The sequence below is a fragment of the Neoaquamicrobium sediminum genome (genome assembly GCF_040970315.1).
GTDB lineage: Bacteria > Pseudomonadota > Alphaproteobacteria > Rhizobiales > Rhizobiaceae > Aerobium > Aerobium sediminum.
Genome location: NZ_JAZHFV010000001.1, coordinates 119,397 through 133,800, shown reverse-complemented (window position 1 = coordinate 133,800; position 14,404 = coordinate 119,397). Strand labels below are relative to the sequence as shown.

At 64.3% G+C, this 14,404-nt stretch carries 13 protein-coding genes; 8 read left to right on the top strand and 5 right to left on the bottom strand.

Annotated elements, in window-relative coordinates:
• Window positions 1-22: 22 nt before the first annotated feature.
• Window positions 23-667, top strand: coding sequence for a carbonic anhydrase (locus tag V1479_RS00620; protein ID WP_173188965.1), 645 nt, complete (start codon window positions 23-25; stop codon window positions 665-667).
• A gap of 4 nt (window positions 668-671) precedes the next feature.
• On the opposite strand, the gene V1479_RS00615 is transcribed toward V1479_RS00620, so the two are convergent.
• Window positions 672-1,940: a multidrug effflux MFS transporter gene (locus V1479_RS00615; protein ID WP_368801225.1), complete on the bottom strand. Its 1,269-nt coding sequence runs from the start codon at window positions 1,938-1,940 to the stop codon at window positions 672-674.
• The gene (locus V1479_RS00610; protein ID WP_368801224.1) at window positions 1,937-2,410 is read right to left on the bottom strand and encodes a MarR family winged helix-turn-helix transcriptional regulator; all 474 of its coding nucleotides are present in this window, start codon (window positions 2,408-2,410) and stop codon (window positions 1,937-1,939) included. Before V1479_RS00610 ends, V1479_RS00615 begins: the two co-directional genes overlap by 4 nt.
• Before the next feature lie 152 nt (window positions 2,411-2,562).
• Here V1479_RS00610 and V1479_RS00605 point away from each other — a divergent pair, with 152 nt between their 5' ends.
• Window positions 2,563-4,617: a M3 family metallopeptidase gene (locus V1479_RS00605; protein ID WP_368801223.1), complete on the top strand. Its 2,055-nt coding sequence runs from the start codon at window positions 2,563-2,565 to the stop codon at window positions 4,615-4,617.
• 4 nt (window positions 4,618-4,621) lie between these two features.
• On the opposite strand, the gene V1479_RS00600 is transcribed toward V1479_RS00605, so the two are convergent.
• The gene (locus V1479_RS00600) at window positions 4,622-4,870 is read right to left on the bottom strand and encodes a hypothetical protein (protein ID WP_368801222.1); all 249 of its coding nucleotides are present in this window, start codon (window positions 4,868-4,870) and stop codon (window positions 4,622-4,624) included.
• Window positions 4,871-5,123: 253 nt separating this feature from the next.
• Here V1479_RS00600 and V1479_RS00595 point away from each other — a divergent pair, with 253 nt between their 5' ends.
• Window positions 5,124-6,695 carry an alkaline phosphatase D family protein gene (locus tag V1479_RS00595; protein ID WP_438620491.1) on the top strand — a complete coding sequence of 524 codons (1,572 nt, stop codon included), beginning with the start codon at window positions 5,124-5,126 and terminating at the stop codon, window positions 6,693-6,695.
• Window positions 6,696-6,762: 67 nt separating this feature from the next.
• Here V1479_RS00595 and V1479_RS00590 read toward each other — a convergent pair whose 3' ends face one another.
• On the bottom strand, window positions 6,763-7,608 hold the full coding sequence (locus V1479_RS00590; protein ID WP_368801220.1) for a LytTR family DNA-binding domain-containing protein: 846 nt from the start codon (window positions 7,606-7,608) through the stop codon (window positions 6,763-6,765).
• Window positions 7,609-7,788: 180 nt separating this feature from the next.
• Between V1479_RS00590 and V1479_RS00585 the strand changes: the two genes are divergently transcribed.
• The 5 genes from V1479_RS00585 (at window position 7,789) to V1479_RS00565 (ending at window position 13,344) form a co-directional block, all read left to right on the top strand.
• Window positions 7,789-8,979 (top strand): acyltransferase family protein, encoded by a 1,191-nt coding sequence (locus tag V1479_RS00585; protein ID WP_368801219.1) that lies wholly within the window; start codon window positions 7,789-7,791, stop codon window positions 8,977-8,979.
• 165 nt (window positions 8,980-9,144) lie between these two features.
• The gene (gene typA, locus V1479_RS00580) at window positions 9,145-10,971 is read left to right on the top strand and encodes a translational GTPase TypA (RefSeq protein ID WP_173188979.1); all 1,827 of its coding nucleotides are present in this window, start codon (window positions 9,145-9,147) and stop codon (window positions 10,969-10,971) included.
• 399 nt (window positions 10,972-11,370) lie between these two features.
• Window positions 11,371-12,039 carry a DUF1062 domain-containing protein gene (locus V1479_RS00575; protein ID WP_368801218.1) on the top strand — a complete coding sequence of 223 codons (669 nt, stop codon included), beginning with the start codon at window positions 11,371-11,373 and terminating at the stop codon, window positions 12,037-12,039.
• Between the two features lie 52 nt (window positions 12,040-12,091).
• The gene (locus V1479_RS00570; protein ID WP_368801217.1) at window positions 12,092-12,703 is read left to right on the top strand and encodes a LysE family translocator; all 612 of its coding nucleotides are present in this window, start codon (window positions 12,092-12,094) and stop codon (window positions 12,701-12,703) included.
• A gap of 26 nt (window positions 12,704-12,729) precedes the next feature.
• A complete protein-coding gene (locus V1479_RS00565; protein WP_368801216.1) occupies window positions 12,730-13,344 on the top strand; it encodes a LysE family translocator in 615 nt (204 codons plus the stop codon).
• A gap of 478 nt (window positions 13,345-13,822) precedes the next feature.
• Here V1479_RS00565 and V1479_RS00560 read toward each other — a convergent pair whose 3' ends face one another.
• A complete protein-coding gene (locus V1479_RS00560; protein WP_173188987.1) occupies window positions 13,823-14,389 on the bottom strand; it encodes a peroxidase-related enzyme in 567 nt (188 codons plus the stop codon).
• Window positions 14,390-14,404: the final 15 nt, after the last annotated feature.

Here is a 14,404-nt window from a genome sequence, read left to right as displayed (position 1 = left end):
GGTTTGAGGCTAGTGGCAAGGCATGGAACATCTGCCGCAAAGACTCCTCGAAGGCTACAGCGCCTTCATGCGTGGCCGCTACGCTGCCGAGCGCGACCGCTACCGCGAGCTCGCCCGCGAAGGCCAGACGCCAGAAACGATGGTCATCGCCTGCTGCGATTCGCGCGCCGCGCCCGAGACCATCTTCGACACCGGGCCGGGTGAACTCTTCGTCGTCCGCAACGTCGCCAATCTGGTGCCGCCCTACGCGCCGGACGGCAAGCATCACTCGACCTCCGCTGCGCTGGAATTCGCGGTGCAGAGCCTCAAGGTCAAGCACATCGTCGTGCTCGGCCATGGGCGCTGCGGCGGCATCCAGGCAGCGCTTTCGCCAACCGCGGAGCCGCTCTCGCCGGGCGATTTCATCGGCAAGTGGATGAACCTCGTCGCGCCGGCGGCGGAGACGGTGGCCGGCAATGCGATGATGACGGCATCGGAGCGTCAGACGGCTCTCGAGCGCATCTCCATCCGCTATTCGATCGCCAACCTGCGCACCTTTCCCTGCGTCTCGATCCTCGAGCGCAAGGAGCGGTTGAGCCTGCATGGCGCGTGGTTCGATATTTCGACCGGCGAATTGTGGACCATGAATCCCGAGAGCGGGGACTTCCAGCGACCCGAGGTCGACTGACCCGCTACTCGGCCGGAGGCGGCGGGGTCTCGGCCGTGCGGGCCAGAACGACGCTTGCCATCGCGGGTTCGGGCAGCGAGCGCCACCACGCCCAGCACAGGATCGCCAGGATTCCGAGGCCCGGCACTACGGTGGCGATCGCGATCACCGGATCGTCGAAGAGTGCCGCCAGCAGCCCGCCAACCAACCCGCCGCCCATCTGCAGGAAGCCGCCCAGCGCCGCCGCCGCGCCCGCGATGTGCGGGAAGGGTGCGAGCGATGCGGTGGACATCGCGGGCAGGATGAAGGATGCGCCGAAGGCATAGAGCGCAACGGGCCCCATAACGATGATGAAAGACGGCTCCATCACCCGCAGCAGCACCGCCAGCGCGAGGCTGCCGGCCGCGATGAAGGCAAGCCCGGCCGGCATGATGCGATAGGCGCCGTAAACGCCCATCGCGCGCCGCACGACCAGAGAACCGGCGAAGAAGGCTCCCGATTGAAAGAGCATTCCGAGGCCGAACTGCGTCGGCGACAGGCCCACCCGACCCATCAGGATAAATGGCAGCACGACGGCGAGCGTGTAGAAGGCGCCAATCGCGCCGCCCAGCGCCAGACCCGACGACATGAAGTAGCCGCTGCGTAGAAGCTGGCCGTAGGAGCGGATCAGCGCGCGGGGCCGGATGCGCGAGACGTCGCGAACCACCGTTTCGACGAGCATGAAATGGATGACCAGCACGATGACGATGCCGAACAGCAGCATCAGCGCGAAGATCGAATGCCAGCCGAAAAGTTCCATCGTTATGCCGCCCAGCGTTGGCGCGAAGGCCGGGCCGATGCCGAGGATCATGCCGATCAGATTCATGATCCGTGCCGATCGCTCGTTGGTGAAAAGGTCGCGCACGATGGCACGCGAGATGGCAACGCCGACCGCTGCGCCGATACCCTGCAGGAAGCGGGCGGCGATCAGGAATTCGATGGTCGGGGCAAAAAGGGCCAGCGCACTCGCGAGCAGATAGATGCCCATGAAGGCGAGCGCCACGGGCTTGCGCCCGAAGCCGTCGGAGAGCGGGCCGCAGACGAGCTGGGCAAGCGCGAAGCCGGCAAAATAAAGCGACAGCGTCATCTTCACAGCCGCTTCGGTGGTGCCGAAGGCGCGCACGATCTCGGTCATGGCCGGGGTGAACAAAGCCATCGATATGGGGCCGATGGCTACAAGCAGCGCGCCAAGCAGGCTGACCCGACGTTCGCTCATCAAGGGTGCGGCGACCGGGGCGGTCGGATGGACGTTCATGTGCTGGAACTTCCTTTCCCGAAGTCCGGGCGCATGCCGGCCAGTGTCGTGCGCATCGTTTTCAACCCGTCACGAATCTCTTCGAGCTGCTTAGGCGCTAGCGAGACGGAGATGTCCGTGCGCAGCTCAGCGCCAATCCTCGAAATCTCCTCAAGCACCGGCTGTGCCGCTTCCGTGACCTCGACGAGCTTGGCGCGGCGGTCGCTCGGGTCGGGCTCGCGGCGCACAAGACCATGGGCTTCCAGCCGGTCAAGATAGGCGGACAGCGTCATCGCCTCCACGCCCATGCGCTCGGCGAGTACGGTCTGCCTGACCCCGCCGGCGCGGGCGGCGTTGACGAGCGTGCGCGCGTCGCCCGGCGTCAGGCCGAGGCCGCTATTGGCCGTGCGGCGGTCGAATTCGGCGCGCAGCAGGCGGGCGACATCGGTGATCAGGAAGCCGATCGCGTCTGGATCGAACCTTGCGGGCATTCGTAAGATATCCTTATTATCTCGGTTTCTTATCGGCGCGGCCCTTTGCCGTCAAGGATCGGGGCGAGCGCGGCGTTGCGCTTGCGTGGCGCGGCGCCTAAATCACGCACGATGTTCCAGCGCCGTTCGCGCATTCTTCTCCGAGGTTCCGCATGTCCACCGAAGCAATCGATCTTGACCGCCATCCGCTGACGCATTGGACGGCGCCTCTCGGCCTGCCTGATTTCGCGGCGATCAGCGATGATCAGTTCGCTCCGGTCTTTGACGCGGCGTTGGCCGCACATGAGACCGAGATCGCAGCGATTGCCGGCAACGAGCAGGAGCCGAGCATTGCCAACACGCTGGAGGCGCTGGAGTTGGCTGGCGAGGCGCTCGGCCGGGTCTCGGCGATTTTCTGGGGTCGGGCTGGGGCGCATACCAACCCGCAGATACAGGCGCTCGAACGCGAGATCGCGCCGAAGATGTCGCGCCATTTCTCGGCGATCTACATGAACGAGGCGCTGTTCGCACGCATCGATACGCTCTACGCGCGGCGTGACGCGCTGGGGCTCGACGCGGAGACTGCACGCGTGCTCGAGAAGACGTGGAAGCGCTTCGTCAAGGCCGGTGCGAAGCTTGGAGCCGAAGATAAGAAGAGGCTGGCAGCGATCGGCGAGAGGCTCGCTTCGCTGGGTGCGCAGTTCGGCCAGAATGTGCTGGCCGACGAGGCCGAATGGGCGCTGTTCCTCGACGATGGCGACGATCTCGCCGGCCAGCCGGACTTCCTCAAGGATGCGATGGCTGAAGCTGCCGAATCGCGTGGTCGGGCAGGGCGCTTCGCGGTCACGCTTTCCCGCTCTATCATCGAGCCGTTCCTGACGTTCTCCGCACGGCGGGACCTGCGCGAAAAAGCGTTCGCGGCTTTCACGTCGCGCGGGGAGAACGGCGGCGAGACCGACAATGGCGCGATCGTGAAGGAGACGCTGGCGCTGCGTGCGGAGAAGGCGAAGCTGCTCGGTTATGCCAGCTATGCCGCGTTGAAGCTCGACGACACGATGGCGAAGACGCCCGAAGCGGTGATGGAGCTGCTGGTTCCGGTCTGGGAGAAGGCGCGCGAGAAGGCGGCTGCCGACAAGGCGGAGCTGGAGCGCATCGCGCTCGCCGCAGGCAGCAACGACAAGATCGCCGCAGCCGACTGGCGCTACTGGCAGGAGAAGCTGCGCGCGGAGAAATACGCCTTCGACGAGGCCGAGCTGAAACCCTACCTCCAGCTCGACCGGATCATCGATGCGTGCTTCGATGTGGCGAACCGGCTTTTCGGGCTGACCTTCGAGGAGAAGAAGGGCATCGCGGCCTGGCACGAGGACGTGCGCGTCTTCGAGGTGAAGAATGCCGACGGGTCGCATCGTGCGACATTCCTGGCCGACTATTTCAACCGGCCATCCAAGCGCTCCGGCGCGTGGATGAGCTCGCTGGAAAGCGGCTACAAGCTCGGCGATGGAGCGTCGCCGATCATCTACAACGTGATGAACTTCGCCAAGCCACCCAAGGGTGAGCCGGCGCTTCTGTCGATGGACGATGCGCGCACGCTGTTCCATGAGTTCGGCCACGCGCTGCACGGCATCCTGACCGACGTCACATGGCCGTCGGTGGCGGGAACCTCGGTGTCGCGCGATTTCGTGGAGCTTCCCTCGCAGCTCTACGAACACTGGCTGACAGTACCTGAAATCCTGGAAAAGCACGCGTTGCACTATCGCACCGGCGCGCCGATGCCCGCGGCTTTGCTGGAGAAGATGCTGGCCGCGCGAACCTTCAACGCGGGCTTCGCCACGGTGGAGTTCACGTCAAGCGCGCTGGTCGACATGGCCTATCATGCGGAGGCGGATGCGCCTGAAGACCCTGGGGCATTCGAGGCCGAGACGCTGCGCAGGCTCGCCATGCCGGACGAAATCGTCATGCGCCATCGCACGCCGCATTTCCTGCACGTGTTCTCAGGCGACGGCTATTCCGCCGGCTATTATTCCTACATGTGGTCGGAGGTTCTCGACGCGGACGCGTTCTCGGCATTCGAGGAAACAGGCGACGTGTTCGATCCGGCGATGGCCGGCAAGTTGCGGACCTTCATTTATTCTGCAGGTGGCTCAAGGGACCCGGAAGAACTCTACACCGCATTCCGCGGCAAGATGCCTTCGCCCGAGGCGATGATGGAGAAACGCGGGCTGATCTAGCCCGCTACTTCAGGCAGGGTGCGAGGCCGCTTGCCGGGTCCGCGCAGGCGGGCTGCCTGCCGTCGCGTGGGGCAACGGGGCCCGTTACGGATGCGAAATCAACACCCTCGGTGCCGGGGCGGTAGGTGTCGTCGCGAAGGATATCTGTCGTATTCACCCGTGGGGCGGGCGCGGAAAGGGCAACCCCCATTCCGACCATAACGGGAATGACTGCTGCTGCGGCAAGTTTGAGAACCCAGGCGGGCGTCGTCATCGTGACCTCGTGTCGATCTTCGCCACGGTAACGCTCAAGCGTTAAGAATGTTTCAAGCTTTCGTTAACGCAGATGCCCGCGTCGTCGTTTTGGCAGCGCAGATCGCCGGTCTGCCGGCATACGTGCCGTTTCCGGTTAATGGCTTTCCACAGTCACGGAACAGTCAGCAAAAATTCATGCAGCGGACAAATGCCTGCAACCTTGCTCGGGGAGGTTGCCGTGGTTTCCAGCCATCAGGATGAGAGCCATGAACATGATCCCCTCCCTTAACCGGCGCAGGCTTATGAAAAGCGCCGGCGCCACCGCCGTTCTGGCAGCTTCCGGTCTCGCGATGCCGGCGCTGTCGCGGGCGAGCAGCCGCCCGGTTTTCACGCACGGCGTGCAATCCGGCGATGTCGATACGAATTCCGGCATGATCTGGACCCGCACGGACCGCCCGTCGCGTGTCATGTTCGAGGTTTCGACGACCGAGAGCTTCGCCAACTCGAAGCGTCTGGCGGCGCTCGACGTACTGCCCGAAAGCGATTTCGCGGTGAAGCGCCTGCTCGAGGACCTGCCTTCCGACCAGGAGATATTCTACCGCATGGTCGCAGTCGATCTTTCGGATACGAATGCGATGTCGGAGCCTGTCATCGGCCGTTTCCGGACCGCGCCGGCCGCGCGCCGCAATGTCCGCTTTACCTGGTCGGGCGATACAGCGGGCCAAGGCTGGGGCATCGACGATCAGGGTATGTACACCTATGCGACGATGGCGCGGCACGAACCCGACTTCTTCCTGCATTCCGGCGATACGATCTATGCCGACGGGCCGATGAAGGACGAGGTCGAGCTCGCGGACGGCACCAAATGGATCAACAAGGTGCTGATCGACGAGAAGCGCAAGGTCGCCGAGACGCTCGATGAATATCGGGGCCAGTGGAAATACAATCTGATGGACGAACACTGCCGCGCCCTCAACGCCGTTTGCCCGACCTTTTTCCAGTGGGACGATCACGAGGTGACCAACAACTGGTCGAGCTCCAAGGACCTGTCAGGGGACGACCGCTACAGCGAGAAATCGGTAGGGCTGCTCACTGCCCGCGCGGCGCGCGCCTTCCACGAGATGACGCCGATCCGCTTCATGCCGGCCGAGCCGGGGCGCGTCTACCGCAAGATCGCCTATGGTCCGCTGCTCGACGTCTTCTTCCTGGACCTGCGCTCCTATCGCGGCCCCAACGGCGCCTCGATGGAAGAGGAAATGACCGACGCGTCGCGAATTCTCGGCGCGGAGCAAATGCGGTGGCTGAAGCGGGAGCTGGCGAACTCGCGTGCAACCTGGAAGGTGATCGCATCCGACATGCCGATCGGCGTGATCGTGTGGGACGATTTCATGGAGAGCAGCGGCGCGGAGGCGATCGCCAATGGCGATCATGGCCCGGCCAAGGGGCGGGAGCTGGAGATTGCCGACCTGCTGCGCTTCATCAAGAATGCCGGTATCGACAATACGGTGTGGATGACCGCCGACGTTCACTACACGGCGGCGCACTATTACGATCCGAACAAGGCGCAGTTCCAGGACTTCAATCCGTTCTGGGAATTCATCTCCGGACCGATCCATGCCGGCACCTTCGGCCCGAACGATCTCGACATGACGTTCGGACCCGAGGTGAAATACGTGAAGGCGCCTACCGCAGAACAGGGCGCCAACCTGCCGCCCTCGGCCGGGCTGCAGTTCTTCGGCATCGCGGACATCGACGGCCAGACCGAGCAGATGACGGTTCGGCTGATGGATCGCGACGACAACGAACTCTACAGCGTGACGCTCGATCCGGTGCATTCGACCTGATTGCAGGGTCTTCCGCGAAACCGCCGCTGCCGAAAGGAGCGGCGGTTTTCGTCGTGCCGCAGGAACGTCAGGCGCCGAGCTGGTCGCGATAGCGGCGCGAGCCCCTGATCTCCGAGCCGTCGCGTAGCCGAATGCGGAAATCACCGTCACCAGCCGGAACGATTTCGGTGACCATCGAGCGGTTGACGAGATGCGAGCGGTGGACCCGCACCATGTCGACGCCTGCCTCGCGGAGCTGCTGCTCCAGTGCCGTCAGCGTCACACGCGGCAGCAGGGTCCGTCCGCCCGCGCGAATTTCGGCATAGTTGCCCGCCGCGCGCGCCCATTGCGTGGTGCCGGCGTCGATGAAGAAGGAGCGGCCGCCCGATTTCAACGTCAGCCGCCCGGTCTCGCGGGCCTCGGCGCGCGTAGCCGCCGCCTCGCGCCTGCTTTCCTCGACGCTGCGGGACAGGGTCGCGATGGCGATGATGCCGGCATAGGGGAACAGGTCCTTGCGGAACTCATAAACCAGATCGGTCACCGGGTCGTCGAAGAACCAGTAATTGCCGCCGAGCACCAGCGGCGCCAGGAAGGTGCGCAGCAGGACCATGCCGGCGATATGCAGCAGGGAGAACGCCACGCTGCCGGCCGCCAGTATGGCGAGCGTGCGCAGCAGCTCCCCCGGGGCGAGCGGAAACCGCCTTTCGAGCAGGATAACCAGCGGCACCAGCGCAAGGATCACCGCGATGCTGGTGAACTCGTAGAACCATGGCTGCAGCGGGTCGACCGCCAGTCCGATGCGCACGGCGTCGGTCCACCAGGAGGCGGCGTTGATCGCCGCGACGAGAGGAAAGAACGTCAGGCAAATGAGGAAGACGCGGCGGCCGATCCGCCGCTCGATTTCATCGTCGCTGAGGACTTCGGGCATCGTCATGACGCGACAGGTGCTCCTGTTGGCGTCCGCCGCTCGTCCCACCTGCGCCGCCACTCGTCACGGGCGCCGGATCGCGCCGTGCCGTTCGTCCCGCCGGGCCGGCGTCCGTCACCGGGCGCTATCAGCCGTCGGGCGACGGTGACTAGGCTCGCTCCGCAACACAGCTTTCGGAGACCATTCATGTCCGCCCTCATTTCCGTTCCGCAATCCACGCGTCGCCACGATCTCGACTGGCTGCGCGTTCTCGCCTTCGGCGCGCTCATCTTCTACCACATCGGCATGTTCTACGTGACGTGGGGCTGGCACGTGAAGAGCGACCACGCCTCGCCGTTCCTGGAGCCAGCCATGTTGCTGCTCAATCCGTGGCGTCTCGCCCTCCTGTTCTTCATCTCGGGTGTCGCGCTGCGCTTTGCGGCCGACGCGCGCGGCTTCAAGGCGCTGCTGCCGGAACGGAGCGCGCGCCTCTTCGTGCCGCTTGCCTTCGGCATGCTGGTGCTGGTCGTGCCCCAGGCCTATTTCGAGCTCTGCTACAAGGGCGAATTCCGGGGCAGCATCGTCGACTTCTATCCGCGCTATCTCGGTTTCGGGGAAGGCTTCTCGATCATAACGCCGACCTGGAATCACCTGTGGTATGTCGCCTATGTGCTCGTCTATACGCTGCTGCTGGCAGGGCTGGCCCCATTGCTGAAAACCGTCGAAGGCAATTTCGGCTGCACCGTTACCGGTTGGCTGCGGCGGCATCCTGCAACGATCCTGCTCATTGCCGCGCCCTTCGCGTTCTACGCGCTCGTGCTCAATCCGCTGTTCCCGACCACCCACGCGCTGGTCGGCGACTGGGCAACGCACGCAAACTATCTGACCGTGCTTCTGGTCGGCTGGTTCGCGGCCCGCAACGAGACATTCTGGTCGGCGGTCGACCGTGTGCTGCCGGTTGCGGGAGCGATCGCCCTGGCGCTCGGCGTCACGATCATTGTCGCAAGGCTCAACCTTGACGAATTTCGCCGGATCGACGGTTTCTGGCCGGTCTTCGGCGTGGTTCGCACGATTTACGCATGGACCGTTATCACCACGTTGCTCGGTCTGGCGCGGCGGTTCCTCAATTGGACCTCGCCAGCGCTGAAATACATGACCGAGGCGGTATTCCCCTGGTACATCCTGCACCAGTCGATCATCGTGGTGGTTGGCTATGCGATGATCGGTTCGGGGTTGCCGGTGTGGGGCGAGGCGACCATCATCGTGGTCGCGACTGTCGGCGGCTGCCTGATCCTCCATGAATATGTCATCCGGCGGGTCTGGTGGCTGCGGCCGCTCTTCGGCCTCAAGCGCACCAGCACAGGGCGCAGGGCCGGTGCAGCCGGTGCGATGGCTTGAGGAAGCCGGCCTCTCCTCCGTTTTTGTGCGCGGGAGGGGCAGGCCCTTCGGCTTCGAATGCCGAAGGTTCGGCAGCCCCCTTTCGCATTTGCGAAAAAGCCTGTAAGAGCGCGGCAACCGAAAACGCCCGTGCCCTGCCGGGCCTGCCGAACCTCCGAGAGACCTATGAAGCTCCGCAACATCGCGATCATCGCGCATGTCGACCATGGCAAGACCACGCTCGTCGACGAATTGCTCAAACAGTCGGGCTCGTTCCGCGAAAACCAGCGCGTCGCCGAACGCGCGATGGACTCGAACGATCTCGAGAAGGAGCGCGGCATCACCATCCTCGCCAAGGCCACGTCGGTGGACTGGAAGGATACGCGCATCAATATCGTCGATACCCCCGGCCACGCCGACTTTGGCGGCGAGGTGGAACGCATCCTGTCGATGGTGGACGGCGCGATCGTGCTGGTGGACGCTGCCGAAGGCCCGATGCCGCAGACCAAGTTCGTGGTCGGCAAGGCGCTGAAGGTCGGCCTCAAGCCGATCGTCGCGATCAACAAGATCGACCGGCCGGACGCACGCCACATCGAAGTCGTCAACGAGGTTTTCGACCTGTTCGCCGCCCTCGACGCTACCGACGAGCAGCTCGATTTCCCGATCCTCTACGGTTCGGGCCGCGACGGCTGGATGGCGGAAGCGCCGGAGGGGCCGAAGGAAGACGGGCTGGCGCCGCTGTTCGACCTCGTGCTCAAGCACGTTCCGGAGCCGACGGTGAAGGAAGGTCCGTTCCGCATGATCGGCACCATTCTCGAGGCCAATCCGTTCCTCGGCCGCATCATCACCGGCCGCATCGAATCGGGCTCGCTCAAGCCGAACCAGGCGGTGAAAGTGCTGCACCACGACGGTTCGCTGCTCGAGAACGGCCGCGTCTCCAAAATCCTCGCCTTCCGCGGGCTTGAGCGCCAGCCTATCGAAGAAGCACAGGCCGGTGACATCGTCGCCATTGCCGGGCTTTCCAAGGGCACGGTCGCCGACACGTTCTGCGATCCGTCCATTTCCGAGCCGATGCAGGCCCAGCCGATCGATCCGCCGACGGTGACGATGTCCTTCATCGTCAACGATTCGCCGCTGGCCGGCACCGAGGGCGACAAGGTGACGAGCCGCGTGATCCGCGACCGCCTGCTCAAGGAGGCCGAAGGCAACGTCGCGCTCAAGATCGAGGAATCGGCCGACAAGGATTCCTTCTACGTCTCCGGCCGTGGCGAATTGCAGCTCGCGGTGCTGATCGAGACCATGCGTCGCGAGGGCTTCGAGCTTGCCGTCTCGCGTCCGCGCGTGGTCATGCAGAAGGACGAAGACGGCAACCTGCTCGAGCCGATCGAGGAAGTGGTCGTCGACGTCGACGAGGAACATGCCGGCGTCGTCGTTCAGAAGATGTCGGAACGCAAGGCCGAGATGGTCGAGCTGCGCCCTTCCGGTGGCAACCGCCAGCGCCTCGTCTTCCACGCACCGACGCGCGGCCTCATCGGCTACCAGTCGGAACTGCTGACCGACACCCGTGGCACGGCGGTGATGAACCGGCTGTTCCACGCCTACCAGCCTTACAAGGGCGAGCTGCCCGGCCGCGTCAACGGCGTGCTGATCTCCAACGACCAGGGTGAGGCCGTCGCCTATGCGCTGTTCAACCTGGAGGATCGCGGCCCGATGGTGGTCGACCCCGGCGTGAAGGTCTATCAGGGCATGATCATCGGCATCCACAGCCGCGACAACGACCTCGAGGTCAATGTGCTGAAGGGCAAGAAGCTGACCAACATCCGCGCGGCCGGCAAGGACGAGGCGGTGAAGCTGACGCCGCCGATCCGCATGACGCTTGAGCGTGCGCTGTCGTGGATCCAGGACGACGAGCTGGTCGAGGTGACGCCGAAGTCGATCCGCCTGCGCAAGCTCTATCTCGACCCCAACGAGCGCAAGCGCTTCGAGAAGCAGCGGACGGCCGGCGCGGCTTAATTTTCGCTCACGGGCCGCATCGCCGCCTCGCGGCGGCTGGCCCTCCGCGGGGCGCCGGACGACCGGCGGCCCGCAGTCGCGGGCTCGGCTTGCGGCCGTTGCTCCCGATTTAATCTTGCCGCTTGCGCGTTCAGAGCCTATTGAAGCCGTCTCCGAAACAATGCGGATGCCCCGAGCTTTGCCACAGTAACGACCGGTCTCATCGTCAGTCCCCAACGGGTGCGCCAACGCGCCCGCGAGATCGTCTTCGTTCGCGAGGGGCGGCGGTTCGAGACCGGTATGGCATCGCCTGCCTCCGGACACGCCGTTCCGAACATCTCCTAGCGCCGCCGCACCGAGCCTCCTTCGAGGCGTCTCGCCCCGCATGCCCCGCCGGACCCTTTTCAAGGGCAAGCGCTTATGCCGGGCACCCTGTGCATCACCTGGACCATTACATCTTCCGCCTCACCCATGCCGATCCTGACCTGCGCACGCTGCGACACGCGGCGCGCATTCGCCAGCAGCGGCCGGTTTCGGCTCAACGCCAACGGCAAGCGTCTCGACGCATGGCTGATCTATCGCTGCACCGTCTGCGACCAGACTTGGAATCGGACAATCTTCGAGCGCCGGGCCCGAAATACGGTCGATCCGGCGTTGCTCGACGCATTGCAGCGCAACGATCCTGGGTTTGCGACGAAAACCGCCCTCGACGTGACCGGCATCAAGCGCTGGGAGTCCGGTGGCGATCATATCGGCCTATCGGTTGCCAAGGCGGTCGCTTCAACCTGCAAAGCAGATGTCGCACTTCTGGAGATCACCATGCGCATGCCGTCGCCGGTGCCAAGCATTCGCTGCGACAAGGTGCTGGCGCTTGGGCTCGGCGTTTCGCGAAGCGCTGTCGACAAACTGGCGCGGGGCGGACGACTGGCGTTCGAGCCGGGGGCGACGACTGCACTGGCCAGACCCTTGCGCGACGGGCAGCGGGTATGGCTCACGCTCGACGGGTTGGTCAATGCGGCGCTTCTTCTCGCCGCCGCTTCCGGACAGTCTGACATCCCCGTGTCAGCAGCGTCTGCACCGCTCGATTGACAGCGTCCGGCTTCCGGCGATGATGCGGGCTTTCCATCGGGAGGCCTGCATCGTGGACCTGGCATTTCTGATCACCGCGCTGATCGTCGTCGCATCGCCGGGCACCGGCGTTCTCTACACGCTTGCGGTGGCGCTCGGTCGCGGCGGGGTCGCATCCGTGTCGGCTGCGTTCGGCTGCACGCTGGGCATTATTCCGCATATGGTGGCCGCGATCCTCGGACTTGCGGCGCTGATGCATACCAGCGCGGTGCTGTTCCAGATCGTCAAGTTCGCGGGTGTTGCCTACCTTCTGTGGATGGCCTGGAACACGCTGAAGGAGCGCGGCCTGCTCGATGCCCAGCCGGAACGGTCCCGGCTGTCGCATTTCGCGATTGCCCGGCGCGGCGTACTGATCAACATCCTCAACCCGAAGCTTTCGATCTTCTTCCTCGCCTTCCTGCCGCAATTTGTGCCGGCTGATGCAGCCGCGCCGACGGCCACTATGGTCTGGCTCGCCCTGATATTCATGGCGATGACCTTCGTGGTCTTCGTCATCTACGGCCAGATGGCCGCACTGGTGCGCGGGCGTGTGCTGTCGAGCCCGGTCGTCATGGCGTGGCTGCGGCGGAGCTTTGCCGCCGCGTTTGCGCTGCTCGGCCTGCGGCTGGCACTGTCGACACGGTAGACGCCGTGACCCGGGAGGGCTGAACAATGGAACTGACTTCGCTCGTCGTTTTTGCCGGCGCCCTGCTGGTTGCAGCCGGCTCTCCCGGCCCTTCGATCGCAGCGCTGGTGGCGCGTGTGATCTCCAAGGGTTTTCGCGACGTCTTCCCGTTTCTGGCCGCGATGTGGATCGGCGAGGCGATCTGGCTGTCGATGGCCGTCTTCGGCCTCGCCTTCGTGGCGCAGTCCTTTCACATGGCCTTTGTCGTGCTGAAATGGGCGGGCGTCGCCTATCTCTGCTGGCTCGCCTGGAAGATGTGGACGGCACCCGTGACGATCCGCGAAGGCGAGATGCCGCGTGCCGAGTCGCCGTGGCGGCTGTTCATGGCCGGCATGGCCGTCACGCTCGGCAATCCCAAGATCATGATGTTCTACATGGCATTGCTGCCGACCATCATCGATCTCGGCACGGTGACTCTGGTCGGCTGGGCCGAGCTGACGGCGACGATGGCTCTCGTGCTGATCGCCATAGATCTCTTCTGGGTCGCGGCAGCCGTGCAGGCGCGTCGTCTGCTGCGCAGCCCACGCGCCATGCGCGCCGCCAACCGGGTCTCGGCGACAACCATGGCGGGGGCCGCCGCCGCGATTGCCGCGCGGTCGTGATGTTCCTTATCGGCGTCCAATGGAGCCAGAAAGTTCAGACCGACTCCAAGAGATTCATACTGTCTGACGTACCAACTTTCCAACCGGCGAAGCAGCCCAGTACTCCGCACGCGGTGCACCGGGTCCCGACGTAGAGCCAGCGAATGCCGCCCCGGTCGGGATAGATTGAAAACCCGACACCCACATTGGTGGACTCCGATCCACATTCAATGCATTTCAGACGCTCCGGCTCAGCGTCGTTCCAGTATTCGCCGCTGTCACATATGAAATGCTCGGATGCACAACTCGTACACGTTCGCCGCGCGACACTCTCATTGTCGTCCGCGTCCAAGAGAAACGCTAACGATCCGCAGTTGCATTGAGCAAACCGGAGTTCGTGAACCTCATACCCTTTGGGGGCATAGGCTACCAAGAAGCCTGCGATATCGCTCGGCTCGCTGCCAACCCACCAGGTGCCTGACGTATCTATGCTCATCGTTTACCGTGCCATGGCGTGGTATTCGGCGTTGGGGCGCATGTCGATGGCGGCCGCGACGCGGTTGGACATGTTGAAGAAGGCGGCGGTCGAGGCGATGTCCCAGATGTCGCGCTCGGAAAAGCCGGCATCGCGCAGGCCCTGCCGGTCGGCCTCCTCGATCGTGTCGGGCCGCTCGGTCAGCTTCACGGCGAAATCGAGCATGGCTTTCTGCTTCGCTGTCAGATCGGCTGCGCGATAGTTCATCACCATCATCTCGCCGAGCGCCGGGTCCCCGGAGAGCTGGCGCACCGCCGCGCCGTGGGCCGTGAGGCAGTAGTAGCAATGGTTCACCGACGACACGGCGACCGCGATCATCTCGCGCTCGAGCTTCGAAAGGCCCGAATCGCCAAGCATCAGGTCGTTATACATGTCGGTGAAGGCGCGCAGCTTCTTTTCGTTGAACGCATAGGCCAGAAGCACGTTGGGCACGAGGCCAAGCTTCTCCTCGCATTTGGCGAAATAGGCCTTTGTTGCATCGGAAAGCTCGCCCTCCTGCGCCAGATCCAGCGCCGTCACCTTTTCGCCCATCGCTTCATCTCCCTT